The sequence below is a fragment of the Mesorhizobium sp. BH1-1-5 genome (assembly GCF_020165615.1).
Classification (GTDB): Bacteria; Pseudomonadota; Alphaproteobacteria; order Rhizobiales; family Rhizobiaceae; genus Mesorhizobium.
This window is the reverse complement of sequence record NZ_JAIUIM010000033.1, coordinates 25,070-50,328: the sequence shown is the minus strand read 5'-3', so window position 1 is coordinate 50,328 and position 25,259 is coordinate 25,070. Positions and strand designations below refer to the sequence as shown.

19 protein-coding genes are annotated in these 25,259 nt (G+C 59.5%); 13 read left to right on the top strand and 6 right to left on the bottom strand.

All coding sequences use genetic code 11. The features are described from left to right. The first annotated feature begins 212 nt into the window (after nt 1-212). The 6 genes from LB572_RS30360 to LB572_RS30335 are packed head-to-tail and all read left to right on the top strand — an operon-like array spanning nt 213 to nt 9,419. Complete coding sequence (locus LB572_RS30360) at nt 213-620, top strand: very short patch repair endonuclease (protein ID WP_224670350.1); 408 nt, start codon at nt 213-215, stop codon at nt 618-620. Beyond that, nucleotides 617-2,107 carry a DNA cytosine methyltransferase gene (locus LB572_RS30355; RefSeq protein WP_224670349.1) on the top strand — a complete coding sequence of 497 codons (1,491 nt, stop codon included), beginning with the start codon at nt 617-619 and terminating at the stop codon, nt 2,105-2,107. Before LB572_RS30360 ends, LB572_RS30355 begins: the two co-directional genes overlap by 4 nt. Next, nucleotides 2,058-3,599 (top strand): ATP-binding protein, encoded by a 1,542-nt coding sequence (locus LB572_RS30350; RefSeq protein WP_224670348.1) that lies wholly within the window; start codon nt 2,058-2,060, stop codon nt 3,597-3,599. The genes LB572_RS30355 and LB572_RS30350 overlap by 50 nt, the downstream gene beginning before the upstream one ends. Beyond that, complete coding sequence (locus LB572_RS30345; RefSeq protein WP_224670347.1) at nt 3,599-6,373, top strand: Z1 domain-containing protein; 2,775 nt, start codon at nt 3,599-3,601, stop codon at nt 6,371-6,373. The genes LB572_RS30350 and LB572_RS30345 overlap by 1 nt, the downstream gene beginning before the upstream one ends. Then, nucleotides 6,370-7,335 (top strand): PD-(D/E)XK motif protein, encoded by a 966-nt coding sequence (locus LB572_RS30340; protein WP_224670346.1) that lies wholly within the window; start codon nt 6,370-6,372, stop codon nt 7,333-7,335. The genes LB572_RS30345 and LB572_RS30340 overlap by 4 nt, the downstream gene beginning before the upstream one ends. Continuing rightward, nucleotides 7,332-9,419, top strand: a complete 2,088-nt coding sequence (locus LB572_RS30335) for an AIPR family protein (RefSeq protein WP_224670345.1) — start codon at nt 7,332-7,334, stop codon at nt 9,417-9,419. The genes LB572_RS30340 and LB572_RS30335 overlap by 4 nt, the downstream gene beginning before the upstream one ends. Here LB572_RS30335 and LB572_RS30330 read toward each other — a convergent pair. Continuing rightward, complete coding sequence (locus LB572_RS30330) at nt 9,410-10,600, bottom strand: restriction endonuclease (protein ID WP_224670344.1); 1,191 nt, start codon at nt 10,598-10,600, stop codon at nt 9,410-9,412. The genes LB572_RS30335 and LB572_RS30330 overlap by 10 nt on opposite strands. Nucleotides 10,601-10,847: 247 nt before the next feature. Here LB572_RS30330 and LB572_RS30325 point away from each other — a divergent pair, with 247 nt between their 5' ends. Further along, nucleotides 10,848-12,920, top strand: a complete 2,073-nt coding sequence (locus tag LB572_RS30325) for a sensor histidine kinase (protein ID WP_224670342.1) — start codon at nt 10,848-10,850, stop codon at nt 12,918-12,920. Beyond that, a complete protein-coding gene (locus tag LB572_RS30320) occupies nt 12,917-14,281 on the top strand; it encodes a hypothetical protein (protein WP_224670340.1) in 1,365 nt (454 codons plus the stop codon). Before LB572_RS30325 ends, LB572_RS30320 begins: the two co-directional genes overlap by 4 nt. Nucleotides 14,282-14,479: 198 nt before the next feature. On the opposite strand, the gene LB572_RS30315 is transcribed toward LB572_RS30320, so the two are convergent. The 5 genes from LB572_RS30315 to LB572_RS30295 form a co-directional block, all read right to left on the bottom strand. After that, a complete protein-coding gene (locus LB572_RS30315; protein ID WP_224670339.1) occupies nt 14,480-15,847 on the bottom strand; it encodes a tyrosine-type recombinase/integrase in 1,368 nt (455 codons plus the stop codon). 353 nt (nt 15,848-16,200) lie between these two features. Beyond that, complete coding sequence (locus tag LB572_RS30310; RefSeq protein WP_224670338.1) at nt 16,201-16,689, bottom strand: hypothetical protein; 489 nt, start codon at nt 16,687-16,689, stop codon at nt 16,201-16,203. Nucleotides 16,690-16,706: 17 nt separating this feature from the next. Then, nucleotides 16,707-17,828 (bottom strand): helix-turn-helix domain-containing protein, encoded by a 1,122-nt coding sequence (locus LB572_RS30305; protein ID WP_224670337.1) that lies wholly within the window; start codon nt 17,826-17,828, stop codon nt 16,707-16,709. After that, nucleotides 17,828-18,139, bottom strand: coding sequence for a hypothetical protein (locus LB572_RS30300; RefSeq protein WP_224670336.1), 312 nt, complete (start codon nt 18,137-18,139; stop codon nt 17,828-17,830). Before LB572_RS30300 ends, LB572_RS30305 begins: the two co-directional genes overlap by 1 nt. A gap of 196 nt (nt 18,140-18,335) precedes the next feature. Further along, nucleotides 18,336-19,871 carry a PLP-dependent aminotransferase family protein gene (locus LB572_RS30295; protein ID WP_224670335.1) on the bottom strand — a complete coding sequence of 512 codons (1,536 nt, stop codon included), beginning with the start codon at nt 19,869-19,871 and terminating at the stop codon, nt 18,336-18,338. Nucleotides 19,872-20,399: 528 nt separating this feature from the next. Between LB572_RS30295 and iolE the strand changes: the two genes are divergently transcribed. From iolE to LB572_RS30270, 5 genes are all read left to right on the top strand, one after another. Then, a complete protein-coding gene (iolE, locus tag LB572_RS30290) occupies nt 20,400-21,329 on the top strand; it encodes a myo-inosose-2 dehydratase (protein ID WP_224670334.1) in 930 nt (309 codons plus the stop codon). Continuing rightward, nucleotides 21,319-22,161, top strand: coding sequence for a polysaccharide deacetylase family protein (locus LB572_RS30285; protein ID WP_224670333.1), 843 nt, complete (start codon nt 21,319-21,321; stop codon nt 22,159-22,161). The genes iolE and LB572_RS30285 overlap by 11 nt, the downstream gene beginning before the upstream one ends. A gap of 131 nt (nt 22,162-22,292) precedes the next feature. Continuing rightward, nucleotides 22,293-23,255, top strand: coding sequence for a sugar ABC transporter substrate-binding protein (locus LB572_RS30280; protein WP_140802096.1), 963 nt, complete (start codon nt 22,293-22,295; stop codon nt 23,253-23,255). 67 nt (nt 23,256-23,322) lie between these two features. Continuing rightward, nucleotides 23,323-24,441, top strand: a complete 1,119-nt coding sequence (locus LB572_RS30275; RefSeq protein ID WP_412033608.1) for an ABC transporter permease — start codon at nt 23,323-23,325, stop codon at nt 24,439-24,441. Beyond that, the gene (locus tag LB572_RS30270) at nt 24,441-25,259 is read left to right on the top strand and encodes an ATP-binding cassette domain-containing protein (RefSeq protein WP_224670331.1); all 819 of its coding nucleotides are present in this window, start codon (nt 24,441-24,443) and stop codon (nt 25,257-25,259) included. The genes LB572_RS30275 and LB572_RS30270 overlap by 1 nt, the downstream gene beginning before the upstream one ends.

The following is a 25,259-nucleotide window of genomic DNA, read 5'->3' as shown; positions in this document are numbered from 1 at the left end:
TACGCGAGCAGAGCCACCATCTTGTGCGGGCCTCGCGCAGCCGAGCATTTCGCGCTCCTTTGCAGACAATAGACCAACGTTTCGCCGCTCGACACGAGCACAGCCCTAGGCGCTACACCCTGTTACCTTTCAGACAAAATCGTTCCTGCTTGGGCTACGGCAATGTAGTATCGCGTGAGTCGGCGTCTGATAACAACGCCGCTGGGGCATCCATGGATATTGTCACACGCGAACAGCGCTCACGGATGATGAGTGGTATCCGGGGGAAAAACACTGGTCCCGAACTGGCTGTGCGTAAGGCTGCGCACGCCTTGGGTTATCGCTTTCGCCTTCATCGCAAGGACCTTTCAGGCTCCCCTGACCTTGTATTTCCGGCACGGAATACGGTGATCTTCGTTCACGGTTGCTATTGGCACCGCCACGAAGGATGCCGATATTGCTATAATCCTAAGTCCAACGTTGAATTCTGGACCGAAAAATTCAAAAACAACGTAGCGCGTGATCAACGCGTTGGGCAGGAACTTCAGCAGGGTGGCTGGCGCGTCGTGACCCTCTGGGAATGCGAAACTGCCGACGATGACGGTCTGCGCAAAAGGCTCAAGCAAATATTTAGGTCATGACTTCCATCGACAAGCAGCTCATACGCCGGAACAAGATAGCTAGGCTGCACTCCGGTGCCGCGCCTCGAGCGCTCGAAATCTGCTCGGGCTGCGGAGGCTTGTCCCTTGGCCTGAAGACTGCCGGCTTCGAACTTACCGCTCATATCGAAATCGATTCTGAAGCCGCTGCGAGCTACGCGCTCAACTTCGGCGGTGATCACGCACCAGACAGTGAATGGGCCAAACCACGCGACATGGAAAGCTGCTCGGCCTCTCAGCTGGTAGCAGACCTTGAACTCGGCACCTTCGCTTCAGAAGCCTTTGACGTCCTCGCCGCCGGCCTTCCATGCCAAGCCTTCGCACGCATCGGGCGCTCCAAGCTTCGTTCGGTTGCCGGGCACGATGACGCCTTCCAGAAAGACCCTCGCGCAGCTCTCTATCGCCGCTTCCTACATTATGTCGAAGACACGCAGCCACTGGTCATCATTATCGAAAATGTCCCGGACATTCTGAATTTCGGCGGGCACAACGTCCCTGAAGAAATCTGTGAAACACTCGGTGAGGCTGGCTATCGAACCGGTTACACCATTCTCAATGCCGCCTATTACGGAGTGCCGCAAATACGCGAACGGCTTTTCATCGTGGCAATCGCTAACGAACTTGGCGAAGACCCCGAATTCCCCACGCCGCTCCATTTCCTCGACTTGCCCCGCGGCTATGAAGGGTCCCGTCGGGTGGCACTCAAGCATGTCAAGTCAGACAGCCGCTACTTCCACCCGATCCCGACACCGAACAACAGCGCGAAGGAGGCCGTTGGCGTCAAAAGCGCCCTCGCCGACCTTCCACGCATCGTCGAGCATTCAACTGCCCCCGCCGTGATCCGCAAACGTAGGCTTTCAGATATCCTTCCATACCGGCAACTGGCCGATGGCATCTCAGCCTATGCAATCATCATGCGCACTTGGCCAGGTTTCGAAACCGACACAGGCTCCGACGGTCACCTAGTACGCCTGACGCCACGCGATTTCCCCATTTTCGCAAAGATGAAGTATGGCGCTGACTATCCGGCTGCTCGTGCGCTCGCTCAGAGCATGTTCGAGGACGAAATCGTACGACGTCGAATGACGACGACGCACAAGGACTCGACTGCATATCGTGACCTCCATGCCAACATGGTCCCGCCGTACGATCCAGAAAAGTTTCCAAATAAATGGTGGAAGCTCGATCCCTCCAAGCCGTCCCGCACGCTGACCGCTCACATGGGCAAGGACACCTACTCCCATATCCACTATGACAGCACGCAGAAGCGGACAGTCTCTGTTCGTGAGGCTGCACGCCTGCAATCATTCCCCGATGGCTTCGTATTTGCAGGCGCCATGAACGCGGCCTTCCGTCAGATCGGCAACGCCGTTCCGCCGCTGCTGGGACTCGCCGTCGCAAAAGTGCTGAAGGCTCAGCTTGCCGCAACTTCTCGCGAAAAAGAGGCAGCTGATCGGCAGGTCGCCTGACATGGCCGCGGAACGCACCATAGACATCCCACCGAAGGCCTCCGCACTGATAAACTCCCTCAGGGGACTGGGCTATTCCCCCGAAACCGCAATCTCCGATCTTATCGACAACAGCATCACCGCAGGCGCAAGCACTGTCGAAATCGATCTCCAGTGGAACGACGGACGCCCGACCGCGGCGATATTGGACAATGGCCGCGGTATGAGCGAGAAACGACTGGCCACAGCCATGCAGCTTGGTGGCGACGGCCCAGACGCCACCCGAAGCGAAAGCGATCTCGGCCGCTTCGGCATGGGGCTCAAGACTGCCTCACTCTCACAAAGTAGCCGTCTGGTCGTCGTTTCGCGAGTGGAAGGGACGACCAACACTATCGCGATGGATGTCGCTGTCATCGCCGCCCGTGGCTGGATAGCCACCGTCCCCGATCCACTGCCTGTTCATCCTTTCGTCGCAAAACTCCTCGCGTTTCCCGCCGGGACCGCCGTCCTCTGGGAAAATATTGACGAGTTGAGTGGACTTTCAGGGCTGGCCAAGCAAGCGTTCTACCTTCGCCTGGAAGAAATCCGCGCCCATCTCAGCATGGTGTTTCATCGCTTCATCAACGGTGACGCCGAGCGCCTCGCCATAGCTCTCAACGGGCGCGCCGTAAAAGCCTGGGACCCTTTCCAGACTCAACATCCTGCGACCATTGCTATGCCGGTTGAGAAAATTCGGCACGCCGGCTCCTCGTTAAGTGTGAAGCCATATGTCCTTCCGCATCGGGATCGTTTCGCCAACGATACCGAGTACGAAGCCGCAGGCGGCCCAGGTGGCTGGGGCGCACGCCAGGGCTTCTACGTGTACCGCGGCAAGCGCCTGCTCGTCGCTGGCAGCTGGCTCGGACTTGGCGGCGCTCGTACTTGGACGCGTGACGAAGCCAGTCGGCTGGCGCGCATCCAGGTGGACCTGCCGACGGGCATGGACCGCAACTGGCGCATCGATGTGCGCAAATCACAGGCACGGCCGCCCGGAGCCATTAGGGCACGTCTTACCGCCATTGCTGGACACTGCAGGCAGGAAGCACGTGAGGTCTTCGCGTTTCGCGGACAAGGCCCGCGTATCCGCGGTGCCTCACGCGAGGCCCTTTCCGTCTGGCTCGCTAGCTCCGGAACTGATGGCCCACAATATCGAATCAACCGAAACCATCCGGTAATCATCGCGTGCCGCGAAGCAGCCGGCGGACTTCGCCCGCTTAATGCGGTCCTCTCGATTATCGAGCGCAGCGTTCCTGTCGAACGTATCTGGCTCGACGTTTCAGAATCTGAAGGCGCAGAAATCCCCGTTCTCGGTGATGGTGAGACCGCGAAACTCGCCGATCAGCTCGAAGAACTGAGCCGCACATTGCCCGCAGCCCTCTCCGTGCAGGAGCGCATCGACCTGCTTCTCGTCAATCTTCCGGGAGACCTGACAAAATTAAGAGCTGAAATGATGCGACGACTTTGGGGGGAATGATGGCTGATCTCGTGGAAGACCTAGCGTTCAGAGCGCGCAGAATCCTGAAACGCCAGAAGGAAGCCGGCATTGCCATCGACCGCGACGCTATCGCGAAGATCATCGAACTCGACGCACCCATCTTCAGCCTCACCACGGGCCAGGCCATCACGTTAGAGCAGATCGAAGCCGCAACACGCCTGCTCCTCACCATCTTCGTCACTGAGCAGGGCCCCGCTCTCATACTTCGAAACACCGAAGGCGCACGCCCAGCCCAATGGTATGTCGGCGACCGGCGCAAACCCGGCCCCTTCATGCAGCGCTACCTCGAGAAGCTACAGGAGGCCAGCTGGCCTCAGGAATCCATCGACCAGCTCGAGGAAAGCACCGCCAGGATACTGGAGTCGATGGAGAACCCGGAAAGACCAGGCAGTTGGGACTGGCGCGGCCTTGTCGTCGGTGACGTTCAGTCGGGCAAGACAGCAAGCTATGCGGGCGTGGTCAACCGCGCTGCAGACGCCGGATATCGCATCATCATCATCCTCGCCGGCATGCATAACATCCTGCGTTTGCAGACGCAGAAGCGCTTCGACAGCGATTTCCTGGGCTACGATACCAATCCAAAGAACATCGTGCCGGGTAAGCCCATGCCTGTGATCGGGGTCGGCGAGTTCAACACGCTCCTGAGCGTCGACAGTGTCACAAATGCGTCCCTGAAAGGTGACTTCAGCCAAGTTATCGCTGAGAAGGCCAACTTCTCACCCGTCAGCCAGCCTTGCGTCCTCGTAGTCAAGAAAAACGCCAAGGTGCTCGAAAACCTCAATAACTGGATCGCTCGCAGATCAGCCGCGTCCCGTGCAGCCGCCGCCCTCATCATTGATGATGAAGCGGATCAGGCCTCGGTCGACACCAAGGATCAGCCGCTGCTCGAAGATGGCACGTTTGACGAGGACTACGAACCCAAGCGCGTGAACGGCGAAATCCGCAAGCTGCTGATGAAGTTCGATCGCCGCGTTTATGTCGGATACACCGCGACGCCGTTCGCCAACATCTTCATTCACGACGATCGACGTGCAGACGGTTTCGGAGATGACCTGTTTCCGGCTGCCTTTGTCGTCCAGCTCACGCCACCCGATGACTACTTCGGTCCCAGCGGTGTTTTCGGCACCAACGACGAGGCCGACAATACCGGCATTCCCCTCGCTCGCCCCCTCGAACAGACCGAGGAAAACTGGATACCAGAAAAACACGACAAGTCTTACAAGCCGCGCTTTAATGGACAGGACGTCATCCCTCCCAGCCTTGAGGATGCAATCGACTCCTTCCTCCTAAGCTGCGCCGCGCGCGCCGCGCGAGGTCAGGAGCGCGAACACAAATCCATGCTGGTACACGTCTCCCGATACGTGGACGTCCACAACGAAGTCCATCGCCAAGTCGAGAAGTACCTTCGGGAAACCTGCTCGATGATCTCCAATGGAGATCGTCAGACCCTCGAACGCCTTCAGACCATGTGGGAGACGGACTTCCAGCAGACCACCAAGGAGGTTCTTCCGACCGTCTTCGGCAGGAATATCGTCCCGGTGACTTGGCAGCAGGTTCTGGAAACGCTGGCTGACGCCTCCGACAAGATCGAGGTCATGACCGCCAACGGCAAGTCGAAGAGCGACATCGACTACGACTCGTTCAAGGACAGCGGCCGCTCACTCATAGCCATCGGCGGTGACAAGCTCTCCCGAGGCCTCACACTCGAAGGCCTGTCTGTCAGCTATTTCCTGCGTATTTCTCGTCAGTACGACAGCCTCCTGCAAATGGGCCGCTGGTTCGGCTACCGTCGGGGCTTTGCCGATCTCTGCCGCCTGTACACGACGGACGACATGGAAGACTGGTTCCGCTACATGGCGACGGTTCAAAAAGAACTGCGTGCCCAGTTCTATGAGATGTCCGTCACAAAGGCCACGCCGAAGCAGTTCGGCCTGAAAGTTGAGGTTCACGAGATCCTAGAAATTACGTCGAGAGACAAGCAACGACACACTGCACTCCGCAGCAGTAGCTACGCCGGTGAAGGCAAAGTGCAGACCGTCATGTTCCGCGACAAGGCGACAATCGAGCATAACGCTAATGTCACCGACGACTTCATCCGCAGTCTTGGCCATGGAACCGACAACCCGACACGCCCGGGACCGGAAAGAAATAAGGCCATGGGCACTTTCTGGAGCGGCATCCCCGGGCGCCAAGTCGCAGAATATTTGCGTGGCCTGGCGTTCCCTCCTGAAAGCATCCAGGTGAACGGCAGTAAGCTTGCAACCTACATTACCGACCAGCTCGAACTGAATGAACTCACAGACTGGAGCATCTTCCTTGCCACCGGCCGTGAAAAGGCCGTCACCATCGGTGGTGTCACTCGGAACTGCATTCTCCGTACGCCAAGAAGCGATGAGTACGGTGTCCTGGTTTCCACAGAACGCTTCATCATCGGTACTGCGCTCAGCCCGCTTGACCAAGCAATCGACCTTACAGATGCAGAGTTCGCAGATGCACTCACGATCACAAACGCCGAGCGGGCAACTCGAAGGAAGCCCGCCACCGATGTCCCATCAGGTGAGTATATCCGTAAGGCCCGAGGCGCCCGACCGCAGAACGGCCTTCTGATCATCTACCCGATAGATCCAGACAAGGCGCTGGTCGAGCAGACCGACCGCCCAGTCATCGGTGTCGTCGTCAGTTTCCCGAACAGCGAACTTGCCGATGATCGCGTTTACCGCATCAACAGCGTCGCGCAGAAAGAGGAGCAATGACCAGCTGGGTCACTCTCCTCACTGAAGCCTGGAATGAGCTGGCCCACACAGCACCGATCTGGCGCGAGTATCGGAGCAAGGTTCTCGCCGGCAACCCACTTGAAATCTCTGCAGGCATGCGGGCCGCCGACAATGCGCCATGCCTTCTCCTGTCCAAGCCCATGACGGCAGACGCTCTCTTCGATCTCGGAGGCGTGCGCCTCGTAACAGTTCCCGACAGCCGGGGGCCGCTGCTCGTCCTCTCACTTGAAGACACCAGCCGTCTCGACCTCTTCATCAAGCTTTGTGCTGATCTGGTCGAGGCCGCCGCATCAGATCGGGCCAGAGCACTCGACCGGTTCCTGGATCGCCTGGATGCCTGGAGACAGTTCTTACGCGACCGGCAGGACGGACTTTCGCGGTCAGGCATCATCGGTCTTGTCGGAGAGCTCCTGGTTCTCGAAAGACTGCTCGGCGTTGACTCTAAACTGCTGCCCAGCTGGGAAGCCCCCGTTGACGGCCTCCATGATTTCCACTCGCGTGGTCATGCACTTGAAATAAAGACCGGCCTTGGGCCTTCACCAACAATCACCATCTCGCGTCTGGATCAGCTCGAGACTGCCGATCTGGGCCGACTTGAACTCATTCACGTCAAGCTCATTGAAGCCCCGGATGGCCGGACTCTCGGCGATATCATAGCCTCCATCCGCGATACCATTCCGGGCAACGTTTCCCAGTTCGACAACGCGCTCATCCGCCGTGGTCTTCTGCCCGACGATGACGAAGCTCGACGCGCACCTCGCGTGCAGATTCGAAGCATGGACTGCTATGCAGTCACAGACGGCTTTCCGCGCTTGCGCCGCACGGTCCTTCCAGTAGCAATTACTGACGCCACCTATACGCTTGATGTCCGCGCTCTGTCCGCCTTTTGGGCAGACACGGCGCTTGTCCTTGAAGCGTTTATTCAGGGAGATCGTTCATGAGTGACGGCGCGCTCGCAGAGTTTCATCAGGACCTTATCGCTGAAGTCGAAGAAGGACTTTCGACCGAGGAGCCGTTCTCCGCCAATGTCTTCACACGCCTGATCCTCGAACGTTTAGAAGAAGCTGGACAGTTCGATGGCGCCATCCCCCTGTACCAAGAGGGGCCCATCCGAAACACAACCTACCGTATCGATGGTTATTCCTACGACGAGGAACGGGCTCGCCTTGACCTATTCACGACGCTCTATTTCGGCGACATTCCTGCCAGCAAGATACCAAGTGCGGACACTAACCGCGCACTCGAACGTGCTCTGCGATTTGCCGGCGCGTGCGTGGGTGGTCTTGCCTCCCTCCTGGAACCGTCGAACACGGACGCCAGCGATCTCGCCCGCCTTATAGAGGACAAGGCTCAGAACCTCTCTGCCATCCGTGTTGTACTCCTGACGGACGGCATAGTCGGCAATATTATATCCCAGACAGTATGGCGCGAGAAGTTGGTGGAATTTGAGGCGTACGACATAGTCCGCCTCTTTCGTGTTCTCGGCGAAGGTGAAACGCGAGCCGATATCTCCGTGGACTTTACGGCCCTTACTGGCATGGGACTGACGTGCCTGCACGTTCCTGCGCAAAACGATGAATATGACGCATACCTGGCTGTTCTTCCCGGTGAGGTCTTATCGCAGATCTACGATCGCTACGGTGTCCGGCTCCTTGAACTCAATGTGCGGGCCTTCCTGGGTCTACAGGGACGCAAGAGCGTCAACGCGGAGCTACGCCGCACAATTGCAGATCAGCCATCTATGTTCCTGGCGTTCAACAACGGTATTGTTGCAACGGTCGATGAACTCGACGTCGCTAAGAATTCGGCCGGTCTCGAAATCCGGTCGCTCAAAGGCCTCCAGATCGTCAATGGTGGCCAGACCACAGCTTCCCTGCACCGGGCCCGTCGGAAGGACTCACTTAGCCTCGAACACGTGGCCGTGCCGGTGAAGATCATAAAGGTCGGTGGCGCTGACCTGAGCGAAATGGTGTCCTCCATTTCTCGTGCCGCGAACCGCCAGAACGCGGTCCAGCTGGCCGACTTCTCCGCAAACGATCCTTTCCATCAGCAGATCGAAACACTCGCCAATACGACTTGGCTCGATGACGGAAAAGGTCGCTGGTTCTACGAACGCGCTCGCGGCTCCTACCTCGCGGCAGAGCATAAGGCTGCCTACAAGGTTTCGGAAACAAAGGTTTTCCGCCAGCAGACCCCGAAACAGCGCCGTCTTAGCAAACTTGATGTCGCGCGCTACCTCAGCGCCTGGGAAAGTCTGCCGGACAAGGTTTGCCTCGGTGGCCAGAAAAATTTCCAGATGTTCATGCAGCGTTTGAAGGACGCGCCGATTCCGCCGCCCGACCAGACCTGGTTCAAGCGTCTGATCGCGATCGCAGTCCTTTACCGCGCCGCGGAGAAAAAAATTAAAAGCATGAAGTTCCCGGCATATGGCTCTCAGATCACAGCCTATGTCGTTGCCGGCATTGCACATCGTAGCGGCGGACGCGTCGACTTTGACCGACTGTGGTCAAAGCAGGCCATCAGCCCTGAATTCGAGCAATTGATTGCGGACTGGGCACCGAAACTTGACGCCGTAATGCGCGAGTCGGCTGGGCAGCGAAATCCGAGCGAATGGTACAAGAAGGCAGATTGTTGGAACGAGATTCAGGAAAAGCTCCCTGAGATGTCTGATCCGCTTCCGCCCGAACTGTCATATATGACCGCGGACGGCTCAACCGGCACCGGCGGCTCGATGGTTCCGAAAGGCAGGCACACTGTCGCGGATTACGATCGCATCGCCCGCTGCATGGAAATTCCTGCGGCGGTCTGGCTAGCAGTTGCTGAACATGGTCAGCAGACCAAAACCATTCATTGGACCGTCGCAGGCATCTGCCGCACCATTGCAAGCTACGCAGCAGGCGGCTGGCAGCGAAAGCCGACCGCGAAGCAGGCAAAACCGGCGCTGGAAGCAGTCATCGCTGTCGAAAGAGCAGGGTTGGTCAACGCCGGACTCTTGACGGAGGAGGCTGAGGCCGATCAGGCCTGAGCTTTCTCCTCGTCCGGAAACTCCTCGTTCAGCCACATCCTAACCGCTTCGGCACTGCCGCGACCATTCCGTCTCAACAGCTCGACAATATCGCGTGCAGCTATGACCAGGATCGGATGCTGGTCTTCCTTGATCTCCTTGTAGGCCTGAAGATCGACGCAGGATGTCGTGACGATCACGCCGAACTGACGGTGCCGCAGACGGGAAATCAGGCGTGACATGTCCTTCACGCCCACCGCCGTCGGAGGCATATAGCATTTTGCCTCCAAGGCGAAATCTACCAGGATGCCGCTCGGTCCCGACCCCACACGCAGTTGACCGATCGCGTCGCGACCTCCGTCACGAGATGGTCTTGTGACATCCAATCCCGCAATTTCCGGTATCATCAATCGCGCCAGCGCGGCAGCACAATGTTCAAATGCATGCGGCCGTCCAGCGAAATGCCCGCGGACAATTTCGAGCATCGCCTGCCCTTCACGGTCTGTGGGTAACTGTTCCTCGCGAGAGCGGTATTCCAGAGTTCGCGACGCAACCAGCGCTTTGCGGCGACCTGCCTTGCGCCACAGTTTCCAGGCTTCAGGCGCCAGCGAGTGATCGGGCGCGCCGGCAATTATGCTGTCGACCCACTCCCGTGACATGCTAGCAGCATCAAGCACAGTAAAGCGAGCACGGTAGTTCTGGAACCGCTGACCTTTGGTGCTGCGCCAGATTGCCACTAGTTCCTCAGACGCATCCAAATCGCTGGCGCCGGGCACCGCCAAGCCCAGGAATCTCACGTCGCGAGATACGCCGGCGCTAGCAAACAAGAAGATCGGTGGCACCACCTCACGGCCCGCACGGCCTGCTCTGGAGTCCTCAAAGACCGTGCGAAGGATAAGATTGCCATCGCGCCCGGTATCATGCAGGTCGCGCCCCGGCTTCTTGTTATCGCCGAAGTACGTGAAGACACCGGTCTCCACGTCCATCTCATCAGGCCAGTCGGCATCGTTCATGCTCGTCATCAGTACGAGCATCTCCAGCTTGCCTCGAACCTTGCCGCGGTAGCGGAAGCCCCCCTGACTATCGACACGCATCAACTTCGGCAGCGGATCGTCACCGGCGTTACCCCTGCGGCCGCCCTGGTAGATCGCATCCACATGCAGACCCGCCGTCGTTAAGGTGTCTACAGAAACAATCCTCATCTATCCCCCTGCCTGGATTTTGTGACTGATCGGTTCATTTGTCGGGAATGAATGATCCTTCGGGACCGGCACAACCCTCCACAGGGATTGGCGTAGCATTATGCACCTACTATGTACTCTGTCATATCATGCACACTGCATCTACGGCGTTGAAAAATATGCGGGTTTGTGCGCTCAATGAAATGAAATCACGTGCCGCAGTTCTTCGGCAGATCGGCAGATAACCGGCGTGGCTATTCGCACTCACATGAACGATGATTTGGTTTTCCAGGTTAAACCTCGGCTCCTGACGCTCCTTGGCGATCAATTGATTCGCGATGCGAACCTCGCTGTCTTCGAGCTTGTGAAAAACGCTTACGACGCCGATGCGACAGAATGCGTCGTGACACTCGAAAACCCGGAATCCAGACCGACCGCCCGGATCACCGTCCAGGACAACGGCTCGGGGATGGACGAGGCCACACTTCGCAATGTGTGGATGGTCATTGCCACGGACTTTCGTGCTGAGCAGCGCAAGCAGGACATCAGGTCAAAAAAATACCATCGGTTCCCGCTTGGCGAGAAAGGACTCGGCCGCCTTTCGATTCACAAGCTTGGGCACATGATCACGCTGATTACGCGCGTCTCCGGTGGCGAGGAGCTCGTCCTCGTTTTCGACTGGGATGCCATCGAATCTGCACAGAACCTGGATTCGGCCGTTGTCAGGCTGACGCGTCGCACGCCCAAGACCTTCGCCGGCAAAGCGCACGGCACGAAGATCGAGGTATCGAAGCTTCGAGAAACCTGGAAACGTGGCGAGGTGCGCCGTCTGCACAGGGCAGTGAACAGCCTTTGTTCTCCGTTCAAAGGGCCAACTGACTTTGAAGTTCAGCTGATTCTCAAGGGACCGGACGACTGGCTCGATAACATGTTTACTTCGGAGGACGCGGCGAGTTGCGCTCTCTACCATATTCAAGGTCATTTCGAAGGCAGCAAGGGGCTTTTCCGCTACACCTTTACGCCGCCGCCGGGCTACTCGAAACAGCTCAGTGCCAGAAAGACTCCCTCCACTCGGTTCCGGCTTGAGAAGAAGCTAGGGAGACGGACTGTTCCGATCGACCTTTCAGACTACGAGATCGGAAAGGTCGAATTCGAGTTCCTGCTCTTCGACCGAGATCCGGCGGTGCTTCGTGCGGTAACTCAAGACCTCAAGGGACTAAAAGACTATCTCGACGAGAATGGCGGCATTCGCATCTATCGTGATGGCATCCGAGTCTATGACTTCGGTGAGCCCGGAAACGACTGGCTCAATCTCGACCTTCGTCGTGTCAACACGCCAACCGCGCGGACCAGTAACAATCAGATCCTCGGCACACTGCGCCTGGATGCGACAGAAAGTCGAGACCTTCGCGAGAAGACCAATCGAGAGGGCTTTATCGAGAACGACGCATTCGCAATTTTCCGAGACGCCGTTATCAGCGTGCTGACACAGGTCGAGGCCGAAAAGAGCAAGGACCAGCGGAAACTTCGCGAAGCACTTGGCAAGGGCACAGGCAAAAAGGTCTTCGAGAAACTGACGGAGATCAGAGAAATTCTTGAACAGAAAGGCTTGCTTTCCGAATTTGAGCCTGCGCTCAAAACAGCGGAACGCGAGATGGAAATGTACAGGGACCAGTTGCTGCATGCTGCGGTCCCAGGACTGACCATCGGCATGATGCTTCATGGCGCCGAAAAGATTCTTGATGAGCTGAGAGCCGCCACTCGGAAGGATGCTTCGAATGTACGCGTTCGCGAACTGGTGGATCGTCTCTACAGGGCGATGCGCCCCGTCACCAATCTCCTCAAAAATCCGACGCCGGGAAAAACTTCAGCTTCTGCACTTATCAAGGAAGCAATCTTCAGCGCCGAAATTCGCCTGGAGCGGCACAAGATCAAGCTGATCAACGAATCTGTGGAAGATGATCTCGACTTCCCTATTCATGGATCAAAGCAGATGCTAGTTGCATCCATCACCAATCTGATTGACAACAGCATTCACTGGCTCGAATCCAAAAATCCTAGACAGAAATATCTATACATCGGAATAACTGACGAGCTTGAAGGGGGAAGAGCGATTGTCGTTGGAGACAATGGCCCGGGCTTCGGGAGCGACGAACCTGACGATCTCGTCACCGCATTCTTTACGCGTCGCGTCGGCGGGATGGGTCTTGGCCTGTACATCGCAAGCGAGGTGATGCGGGTGAATGGGGGACGGCTTCTGTTCCCTGCTGACGGCGAGATAGACCTGCCCGCAGAAGTTGACGGCGCCGTAGTCGCCCTTCAGTTCATGGACCAGACATGATCAGTCACCTTGCATCGCCCGCTGTCTGTGTCGTCGATGACGAAGAGGCGGAATACAAGACTATACTTACGGCCCTGAATCAGCTTCAGGTGGGAGCTGTACACTTAAAGGGCGAACTGGAAAGTCTGCCGGCAACGCCGTTTGGTCGGTTGAGGCTACTGTTTCTTGATCTGCACCTCGCAGGGCAGCTCGGAAAGAATGCCGCATCTTATACAGCCAACGCGTTCAGAAGGATCGTTCCTACCGACACTGCTCCTGTGGTCGTCGTGATCTGGAGCAAGTATGCCGCGGAGATCGTTGATCCTGATGTGCCGCAAGAAGACCAGGAGACGGAAGCGGCACTGTTCAGGAGAACGCTTCTAGGTGCTGAACCGGCGTACGAAGGCAGAGTAATTTTCGTAGAGATGCCAAAGCCGATGCCTGATGACAGGCCCGACAACTGGGTGGACGACCTAAAGCAGGCTATCGACAATGCGCTCGTCGATCAGCCGGCCATCGCCGCTCTATGGGCATGGGATGCGCTGGTGAAAGAGGCCACCAGCCAAGTCACGACGTCCTTGACCTCAGCAGCTCAGACGGCGCGAACAGGAACCGCACTTTCCCTTGGCGATGGTCTGAAGACAACACTGCAGAAGCTGACGGCCGCACAAGGTGAAGCTGACCTCAGCGCGCAGACAGCGCCGTTCCATATGACCACAGTTCTCTCCCAGTTGCTTATCGACCAGTTGGAACTAGCAATGCCAGCGGGCGAACTGACAGACCATGGAGCTTGGCTGGCAGAGGCCCCGAACCCGGAGCCGCCTGCGGCCTTCCGTGCGCAGATGAACTCAATCCTCCTCGCGTCGGATCTAGCTCCAGGAACTACCCCATTCGGCCCAGGCACAGTGTATCGTGTTACGGACGACGCAGCTTTCCTGACCGCGTTCGGTAAGGACCGGCAGACCCTCATAGACCACTGCTTCGGCAAAGGTGCCGCGAGCCCTCGCTTGGCCGCATGGCGAACCGACGTGCGTCCGATCCTGGTCGAAATTTCACCCGTCTGCGATGTAGCTCAGAGCAAACGTGTCGCGGCATCGCTGATTGGCGGGCTGATCGTTCCAGCGGCTCAATGGGACTGCATCAAGACAAACGTACCAAGCATTACTGAACTTTCCCCGTTCAAGATACGCTGGTCGACCGCCGATTTCGGCGAACAGGATGCGAAACTGATCGTCGCGCATTTCTTCCGAGTCAGCATTCCGACTGCAACGCCCAGCCCGTGGCTTGCACCGTGGTTCCGACTGCGTGAGCTTCCAACCACATCGATCAGGAATTCCAACTCTGCTCAATTTGCCCGCGTGGGGTACGTCTCTGTCAGCTAGATTCCCCACGTCGGACCTCGCACGAGGTGTTGGTGCCTCCTTTGGTCAACGCTAAACGAAACCCCTCGCAGACGAGGTGTCGGGCACCCTGTCACCAAATGCATATATGCAACCGCGACGACCAATACGCGAGATGTGCTATTTTTTATCATGAGATCTAGGTATCCGATGCGGCGCGCAGCCGCAGTCTGCGTAGAATCAGCTGGTATCCGGATGATCTTTGGCGGACAGGTGATCGACTGACCGCGCGGTAGACGATACAGCCGCCGTCAAAAACTTCCGCATTGCATCCTTACGCGCGCTGTGATCGAGCGCATAATTTGCGCGCTCGAACTTCACGCCATCAAGCAAGGCCTGAATGTAGCTGGCGACTGTGTCGCCTGCCACTACGAGCGCGGTGTCTACCGTATGAATGTAGCGGCTTGTGATAGTGCCGCGAGAATGTCCCACCAGGGCGGCTATTGTCGACTCGGTAAAGCCGAGATCGTTCGCTACGCTCGCGAAGCTGTGACGAAGCACGTGCGGTGTAACGCTCTCAAGCGGTGTGTCTTTGACGAGCTTTTCCCACAGCTTCGGGAAGCCGACTAATGGCTTCCCTTCTTCCGTCCCGGGGAACACGAAATTAGCCTCATCGTCGGACAATAGTGGTTCGAGCAACTCGACCACCGGCAAGCCAATGGCTCGGGTCGAGGCGCCTTCCTTGGAATCCTCTAGCCTGATGCAACTGCGCTGAACATCGACCTCGCCCATTCTCAGATTAATGATCTCGCCTCGTCGACATCCGGTCATAGCGAGTGCCCGCGCCATTTTGGCGGCCGTTGAAAACTGCGGGTCGATAGCGGCGTCCGCGAGAATCCTGCCCAACGCTCGATACTCACGCTCCGTCAGACGACGGTCACGGACGCGATCTTTTGGTTTACGAAAGCCGTGAACCGGATTCTTTTCGATAATGCCTTCCCGGATGGCATACGTGAAGATGCCGCCGAGAAGACCTACGCCGCGCGACCCAGTGCCAATCCCTCCCCGCACAATCGCGCGGCCTCGCTTCTTTGTCTTGATATCGGCCCGGGTTTTGCCGTTGGCGACGTCGCGCAGAAATTTGGCAATGTCTGCCGACGTGATCTCGGTCACTCTCCGGTTCCCGAGAAGCGGAAGGATGTGGCGGCTGATACGGCTACGGTCGATCTCCATGGTCGACGGTTTCTTAGGGCGACCGCCTTTACCCGGCACAAGTCCGGCTTCACAATCAGCCAAATATCGGGTGCAGAGTTCTTTGATTGTGATCGTTTTGGCGTCGAGAAGTTTCGTCTCCGCAGGGTTGTCGCCTTGCGCGATCCGACCGATCAATATGCGGGCTTGTTTTCGAGCCGCTTCTGGAGCCCAGACCCCATGGGGGCCGATGGTGAATCGGCGGGTCCGACCTTTAGCCCGATACTGAACGAGATAGCTGCGCTTACCGGATGAAAACACGCGCAGCCCGAAGCCAGGCAACTCGTCATCCCAAAGGAAGTAGTCCGACTTTTCCGGTCCCGCTTGATCCACGATCCGTTTGTTCAGTTTAGCCATCGCACACCTCGGGGCTCTGTCGAAGTGATTCCGCGGAAGCACCACGGAAGCACCCGGACGGAAACTCCGGCCTGCGGTAGGATACTGGCTTCGGTCTTCGGATCGACAAAAAGTCAGTCGTCGTAGTAGCTTAGCGAACAATATCGTATAAAAGCAAGCTATTGAAAAGACTGGCCAAATCGTCCTCCGAAGGCAGAGGTCACAAGTTCGAATCTTGTCGGGTGCGCCAATGATCTGTCGGGCGCGCATTTTTGACTACCTCTTGCGGCTCCTCGAGATGAATGTCCCTGCACTGGAATGTCGCGTTATCCGACACTGCTGTGCTTGCCGCCTTCGACGCTCCGCGCATTTATTTAAGCAGCTTCGTCGTCATCTTTGTCATGACATGCGGCCGCCTCCATCTCAGCGACGTCGTCCGTGAAATCCAAAACGATCTGGATCGGTAGTTCATCCGAATTTTCATCATTGAAGTGATCGATGTCCTGCTTAATTTGGAAGCAGTCATCGGCGATTGATTTGCGCCTCTGTGCGAATGACTTCTCCATAAAGGAGCGAGGGGCATTGTCGATATCTGCCCAGAGGCTGAGTTGGACGCCTCCAATGTTGGTTCGGACTGAATGTTTGGCGCGGTATTTTCGCCCCTTTGCGTCAACTCGTCTTTCTTGTCGCAGGCTTTCGGCCAGGGCCTCTCGGCAGAGCTTGACAACGTCTCGCGGAGCCGGCCGATAGAGCCCTTGCTCAATCGCCCACGCTGCAACGTTGTCCAACGACACCGGGGACGAATCCACTTCGACGGTGTACCGATCGAAGATCGCTTGCATCTGTTCAGAAAAAGTCGCCATTTCTCGCCGCCAATAATCTAGAGTTCCGCGTGAACCGTATGACCCCAGCCGTCGGCAACCGCACCCGTCACAAGATGGCGTCTTACCGGCACTTGATACTTACGGAGGTAGTCGTAGCGCTTCATCCGCTTTTGTATTTGCCCGACGACAATGCCAGGATGAACTCCCATCAGTGATGCGAAGCCGATTACATCTCGCTCCGAAAAATATGGATGTTTCCTGATATAGAAGGACTCCATCTTTTGCGCCGGAATGCAAAAATCGGCCGCAGCAGCATTCGCAATGCATTCTTCATCGGTGTCCATCTTGCTGTCGCCATCTCCGGCAAGGTGGTCAATCATGCCTATCGATGACTTTCCGTGCCCTTGGAGGACATGCTCAATCTCATGACGTAGAACGAACCAGAAATTGTCCAATCGATCATATAAAGTCGACATACCAATAACCGGCGAAGCATCGTCAAGCCATGTACAAACACCGTCAATCTTCGCGTTCGGAAGCACCTCTACGACAACAAAGCGTACGCCACACTCCGCCAGCAACACTGGAGCCGAATGAACCGCCTCAGGATCGATCATAAGCGACCGTAGCCGGGGTAGTGTACTACGGAGCTTATCAGCCGAAAACGGACCTACTGAAAGTTGCTTAGCGAGCTGCCGCACACGAAATACCCAAGCTAACTGGTGTGGCGGCGTTTCATTATAATGGGTTCTCTTAGCTGCGAAGGCGACTTGGCTGGGACCTTCATCGTTAGCAACTTCAAAGAACCTATTCATCTGCAGTTGGAGCAAGGAAGCTTCTCCGTCCTGTATCCAGCCTCGACGGATCATGTCACGGACAGGGAATACTAATTGGAGTTCTGCTCGGGTCTTAACTGCAGGATCAGGCTCTTTTGCATTTTGCAGGTCGTACTGCCCTTGCAGGTTCAAAAAGAACTGAGGAGCAATGTCAAAAGCATCGCCCAGTAGGCGAGCCATGTCGGGCGTGATTGCGCGTTTCCCAGACAGCAGTGGATTAAGCTGTTGCTCAGTCTGACCAAGAATGAAAGCGAGATCACGTTGGGACCAACCACGGGCCTCCAACTCCAGCTTGATGAAGATGCCGGGGGGATCGATTGCGACGCTGTCGGGACCGGCCATTACGCCGTCCCCCTAGTTTGCTCTTCCATCGCCCTTACGATCACGGTCATAGCACTATTCTTTTCCTCAATTTTCAACACCATCGCCCACTGTGGCGAGATACTCACTAGATGCTCGGAGTCGGTTCCCCGCCGTGTTCGCAGGCCAAGGCTTTTCCAGTTTTGCATCGTGCGCAGATCGGGTGCAGCTCGCATGATCCGCAACCGATGGCGAGCAGACTGGATAACCGTCACCGGCAATTGGGTGTCCGCCGCTAGTTCCGTCTCGATAAGCGCCAATCGGCTATCCGCAAACTCGATGTCCATTGGCATGGTGCTAACCGATTCCGCCCGCTTGGTCAACGCTACTTAACGCAAGTCGTTAAGTAGACTATACCAAGAGCGTGACCTTGGCGGCTAGCGTTTCCTCGCTCCCATAAGATGGCGAGAGAGGTGGCCGTACAGCGGACGGAGCGGGGCTGGCACTGCCATATGTGGTTAGCCGCAATCAGGCGCAGGGGCGTTGCCCTCACCTCAGCGTCTCCCCTATCGCCGCCGCCAGCCTTTCCACCCCGTCCCGTGTCTGCGCCGCATCGCATGCCGCATAGCCCAGCACCAGCCCCTGGGTCGGCGCGGTGTTCTGGAAGTATTTCGACAGCGGCGAGACGTTGATCGCCCTCTTCGCCGCCGCCTGGCTGACCTTGATGTCGTCGATGCCTGCCTTGAGATAGCCCACCACCTGGATGCCGGCTTCGGCGGGGGAGAGCGTGATCTCGTCGCGCAGGCGCTCGGTGACGATGTCGCGGAAAAGCTGGCGGCGCTGGGCGTAGATGCGGCGCATGCGCTTCAAATGCCGGCTCATATGGCCTTCGGTGATGAAATCGGCGAGCGCGGCCTGCAGCAGCAGCGGCGCGAACTGGCCGGTGGTGGAGAGCGCGTTGACGATGCGGCCGGCGAGCTCCACGGGAAGCACCATGAAGCCGAGGCGCAGCGCCGGGAACAGGAGCTTGGCGAAGGTGCCGACATAGATGACGCGGCCGGAGCGGTCCATGCTCTGGATCGCCGGCACGGGCCTCCCTTGAAAGCGGTATTCGCCGTCGAAATCGTCCTCGATCACCCAGGCGTTGGCGGTCTCGGCGATGTCGAGCAGGCGCAGCCGCTCCTCCATGCGCATGGTGATGCCGAGCGGATGCTGGCAGGCCGGCGTCACATAGATGAGGCGGGGCGAAAAGCTTGGCGTATCTGACTGTTTGTTGGAGCATGATCTTTGTCCGAGAACCGGTTCCCACTTCTCGGGATCATGCTCAAGACGCCAGCCGCGCTCCTGGTCGACCGGCATGGGCAGGATCCTTGCGCCGGCCACGGTGAAGGCGGCCTTGGCGCCGTAATAGCCGGGCTCCTCCATCCACACCGTGTCGTCGGGGTCGAGCAGCAGGCGCGCGAGAAGATCGAAGGCGGCCTGCGCGCCGGTGGTGATGACGATCTGCTCGGGACGGCAGCGCACTCCGCGCGCGGAATAGAGATAGCCGGCGATCGCCTCCTTCAGCGCCGGGTGGCCGGTGACGTCATAGGTGCCGAACAGCGTCTCGCCGCCATGGCTGGCGCGGCGCGCCACCAGCCGGCCCCAGACGCCGAAGGGAAAGCTTCCCGCATCGGGCATGCCGGGATGGAAGGCGACATGCCCCGGCCGGCCGTGATGATAGGGCTGGCTGAGCAGCTGCTGGCCGCGCAGCGAGGGTGAGCGCAGCGGCTCGGGCGGCTCTTCCGCAGGTGTTTCGCGCGGGCCGTCGGGCAGGTCGACAATCACCGGGCGGGCGCCCTGGCGGTTGGCGAGATAGCCTTCGGTGACGAGCTGGTCGTAGGCGGCGACGATGGTGTTGCGGCCAAGGCCGAGCTCCGCGGCCAGTGCGCGGGTTGACGGGAGCTCCGAGCCCGGCGGCAGTGCGCGGCTGCGGATGATGGCGACGAGGCCGTGATAGAGTTGACGCGAGAGCTGCTCGGGGCCGGCGCGGTTCACGGTGAGCATGTCGAGCGGGAAAGGTTGGGGCTTGGGGTGCGGGCGCATGGTCACGCCGCTCCGCGAATAGTGCGCAATTGCGTGCCGCAGGCTTTGAAGGTCGAGTTCCTTCGCCCCCCTCTCTGTCCTGCCGGACATCTCCCCCTCAAGGGGGGAGATCGGATGTCGCGCCGGCTTTCGCCAATCGCCGACGTCGCAAAGACAAGCGTGGCGCCCGAACTGCCAATCTCCCCCCGTGAGGGGAGATGCCCGGCAGGGCAGAGAGGGGGGCCTCGCGCCGACGCTCGATGATTTCCGGATTTCCCATCCTCCCCATCCTGCCACAACCACCTTCCAGCACAACTGGTTCCTTCATTTTCCGGAAAACTGGCCCTCGCGAGGGAGACAGAGCGGGGTAGACTTCGCTTACTGACGTTGGGGTAAGACGTCGATAAGGGACATGTGAGGCACGGCGCTGGGAGGGCGTCCTGCCGAACGAAACGGCAGGGTTTTCGCCCCGCCGCCAGCAATCGCAGCCATCTCCTCCCGAGACCATCAACCCCGCAGCTATCCCGGCTGCGGGGCGGAAAGCGAGCAATGACGACAGTTCGACTTGGCATCAATCCGATCACCTGGACCAATGACGACGTGCCGGAACTGGGCGGCGACACGCCGCTCGAGACCTGCCTCGCCGAAACCGCGGAAGCCGGCTATGCCGGCACCGAGCTTGGCGGCAAGTTTCCGCGCGACAGCCGCGAGCTCAGGCCCATCCTCGACCATTACGGGCTGGCGCTGGTCTCCGGCTGGTATGACGGGCGCATCTGCGAGAAGGACGTCGACGAGGAATTCGAGGCGATCCGTCCGCATCTGACGCTGCTTCGCGACCTTGGCGCCAGGCGCGTCGTCTATGCCGATACCTCGCGCGGCCGGCATGGCGCGATCCACGATCCGATCTCGCAGCGGCCGACGCTGATGGATGGCGAATGGAAGGCCTATGGCGCCAAGATCACCAAGCTCGCCGAGCGGTTTTCCGATTTCGGCGTCGGCATGGCCTTCCACCATCACATGGGCACGATCGTCGAGACCGATCAAGAGATCGAGAGGCTGATGCACACAACCGGCGAGGCGGTCGGCCTGCTCTACGACACCGGGCACTGCGCCTTTTCCGGCGGCGACCCGGAGCAATTGCTGCGCCGGCATGTCGAGCGTGTGGTGCATGTGCATTGCAAGGATGTGCGCCCGGCGATGCTGAAGAAGGCGCGCGACGCCGACATGAGCTTCATGGGCGCGGTGATGGAAGGCATCTTCACCGTGCCGGGCGACGGCGCGATCGACTACGCCACGCTGCTCAAGATCCTCGCCGACCAGGGCTATTCCGGCTGGCTGGTGGTGGAGGCCGAGCAGGACCCGGCCAAGGCGCATCCGTTGACCTATGCCACGATGGGCTACCGCAATTTGAAGAGGCTGGCGCAGGGCGCCGGCTTCTACGTCCACGAACGCGCACAAGAGGTCCGCCATGCCGGCTGAACGCAAGGTCGTCATCAACATCGACGATGTCGGCATGTGCCATGGCGCCAATGTCGCCTATCTGAAGCTGAAGCGCGCCGGCGCGGTCGACAGCGGCTCGGTGATGGTGCCCTGCCCGTGGTTCCTGGAGATCGCCGAGGAGGGTGCTGCGGACGCCTCGCTCAATCTCGGCGTCCACATCACGCTCACCTCGGAGAAGAAATACTATCGCTGGCGACCGCTGACCAAGGCGAGCCAGGCGTCCGGCATCGTCGACAGCGACGGCTATCTGTTCCGCTCCGTGCCGGAATTGCGCGCCAAGGGCGAGCCGGAAGCGGTCGAGGCCGAGATGCGGGCGCAGATCGACGCGGCCAAGGCTGCCGGGCTGTCGCTCACGCATATGGACGGCCATATGGGCGCGGTGTTCTCGCCGGAATTCGTCGACCGCTACGCGGCGGTCGGCATCGATTACGGCCTGCCGACGCTGTTTCCCAAAAGCATCTCGGTCTACGGGCCGATCCATAATCTCGGCAAGCTGGACGACGGCGTCTATGCGGCGCCGGGCAAGCGGCTGGTTGAGGCCGGCGAGACGCTGGCAAGCGCCGTGCTGGAGACGCCCTGGCATCGCAACCAGCCGGCCCGCGCGCGCTACGAGGCCCTGTTCGGCCAGATCGGCGAAGGGCTCAATTTCCTTTGCCTGCACGCCAATGCGCCCGGCGAGATCGAGGTGATCGAGCCCAATTCGGCGCAGATCCGCATCGACGAATTCGACCTGCTTCCAGACCCGGATTTCACGGCCTTCGTGGAAGGACTGTCCATCCGCCGCGGCTCGCTCCGGGATTTCCGGGCATGATCATGCCCGAGAAGAAAGAGTTGGAAACATGACGAAAGCGGCCTGACCGGGAGGGTCGAGGCCAAAACTTGAGAGCAGACAACGATAACCTGAGGAGAACCACTATGAGTGCCTTATTCTCGATGTCCGGAATGCGAAATGTGTTGAGCGCGGCTGCGCTCTCGCTTGCCTTTGCCGGCGCCGGCATCCTGCCCGCGCCGGCCCAGGTGAAGAAGGAAAGCGATGTGCGCATCGTCTTCGTCACCCACGGCCAGGCCAACGACGTCTATTGGAGCGTGGTGAAGAACGGCATGCAGGCCGCCGCCCAGCAGCTCGGCGTCAAGGTCGAATACCAGGCGCCGGAAACCTTCGACGTGGTGCGCATGGCGCGCATGATCGAGGCGGCAACGGCGTCGAAGCCGGACGGCCTGGTCGTCTCCATTCCCGACATGGACGCGCTGAAGGCGCCGGTGGAAGCGGCGAAGGCGGCCGGCATTCCGGTGGTCGTCATCGACAGTGGCGAGGAAGCGGTGGAGCCCTGGGGCCTCGACCTCTTCGTCGGCGGCGGCTCGGAATATGACAATGGCGTCAAGGCCGGCGAGATCATGGCCAAGGCCGGCGTCAAGAAGGGCATCTGCATCAACCACGAAGTCGGCAATGTCAGCCTCGACAAGCGCTGCGAAGGCTATAATGACGGGCTGAAGAAGAGCGGCGGCTCCTCCGACGTGGTCGCGGCCACCATGGACCCGACCGACGTGACGCGCCGCGTCGAAGGCTACCTCACCGCGCATGCGGACGTCACCGGCGTGCTGACGCTAGGCCCGACGGTCGCCGCACCGCTGCTCAAGATGTTCGAGGACGCCGGCACGATCGGCAATTACAAGATCGGCACGTTCGACCTGTCGCCCGAGATCCTCGATGCGGTGGCCAAGGGCACCATGATGTTCGGCATCGACAACCAGCAATATATGATGGGCTACTATCCCGTCGTCTTCCTGACCAACAAGGCGATGTACAAGACCTTCCCGACATCGGCCGTGCGCACCGGTCCGTCCTTCATCATGAAGGATGACGCGGCCGCCGTGCGCGATCTCAGCAAGGCCGGCATCCGCTGATGCTATAATAGCTCGCCGGCGAAGGCGCCGGCGAGCCTCTTGTTGGGTGCCCTGGACGCTTATTGGGATGACGATCGTGACCGATGCACTGAACCCGGCTCATCCACCCGAGCCGAAACCCGTTTCGCGACGCCTGGTGCGCCTGATGCGGCGGCCGGAGCTCGGCGCCATCACCGGCACCGTCATCGTCTTCCTCGCCTTCGGCATCACCGCCGGCAACAGCGGCCTGTTCTCGATGGCCGGCATCGCCAATTTCCTGCAGGTGTCGGCGCAGCTCGGCATCCTTGCCGCGGCGGTCGCGCTGCTGATGATCGGTGGCGAGTTCGATCTTTCGCTAGGCTCGATGATCGGCTTTGCCAGCGTCACCATCGGGCTTTGCGTCACCCAGTTCGGGCTTTCGATCCCCGTGGCGGTGGCAACCGCCTTCGTCATTGCGATCATCGTCGGGGCGCTCAACGGCATCCTCGTGGTGCGCACGAGGCTGCCTTCCTTCATCGTCACGCTGGCAGGCCTGTTCATCCTGCGCGGGCTGACGCTGGCCATCACGCGCACCGTCACCGGGCGCACGCAGATCCCCTATATCACCGACGGCCAGGAAGGCAGTTTCGTCGTCTGGCTGTTCGGCGGCAAGTTCGGCGCGCCGGTCTTCGCCTGGCTCGCCGCGCATGGCGTGATCGCCGCGCGCCCCGACGGCTCGGCGATGGTGCAGGGCCTGTCCATGTCGATCCTGTGGTGGGTGGCGGTGACCGCCTTCGCCACCTGGCTGCTGGTCAAGACGCGCTTCGGAAACTGGGTGTTCGCGGTCGGCGGCGATGACCGCGCCGCGCGCAATGTCGGCGTGCCGGTCGACCGGGTGAAGATCCTGCTGTTCATCGGCACGGCGCTGTCGGCGACGCTGTTCGCCGTCATCCAGGTGCTGGAGGCCGGCTCCGCCGACACGCTGCGCGGAACGCAGAAGGAATTCCAGGCGATCATCGCGGCGGTGATCGGCGGCTGCCTGCTCACCGGCGGCTACGGCTCGGCGATCGGCGCAATGTTCGGGGCGCTGATCTTCGGCACGGTGGAGATGGGCATCTTCTACACCGGCATCGACACCGACTGGTTCCAGGTCTTCCTCGGCTCGATGCTTTTGATCGCAGTGCTGGTCAACAATTACGTGCGCCGCAAGGCGACGGAGGCGCGCTGATGACTGATGCCGTTCCGCTCATCGAGTTGCGCAACGTCACCCGCCGCTTCGGCTCGGTGACGGCGCTGCGCGACATGTCTTTTGCCGCGCATGCCGGCGAGGTGCACTGCCTGCTCGGCGACAATGGCGCCGGCAAGTCGACGCTGATCAAGACGCTGTCGGGCGTGCACACGCCGAGCGAAGGCCAGATGTATGTCGACGGCAGGCCGGTGACCTTCGCTTCGCCGCGCCACGCGCTCGACGCCGGCATCGCCACGGTCTTCCAGGACCTGTCGATGATCCCGCTGATGAGCATCACCCGCAACTTCTTCCTCGGCCGCGAGCCGGTGAAGGGCGCCTGGGTGACCAAGCGCATCGACATGAAGAAGGCCGACGCCATCGTCTATGAAGAGCTCGCCAGGATCGGCATCAATGTGCGCGACCCGCAGCAGGCGGTGGGCACGCTTTCCGGCGGCGAGCGGCAATGCGTGGCGATCGCGCGCGCCGTCTATCATGGTGCCCGCGTGCTGATCCTCGACGAGCCGACCTCGGCGCTCGGCGTGCACCAGGCCTCGATCGTGCTGCGCTATGTGGCGCAGGCGCGCCAGCGCGGGCTCGCCGTCATCTTCATCACCCACAACATCCATCACGCCTATCCGATCGGCGACGTCTTCACCATGCTCAACCGCGGCCGCTCGCTCGGCACGTTCCGCAAGGGCGACATCAGCGAGAAGGAGGTGCTGGACATGATGGCCGGCGGCCGCGAGATCCGCGAATTGCAGCAGGAGCTGGAGCGCTTCACCAAGCCGGGTTCCGGCGCGGAAGCGGCTGTCTCCTGA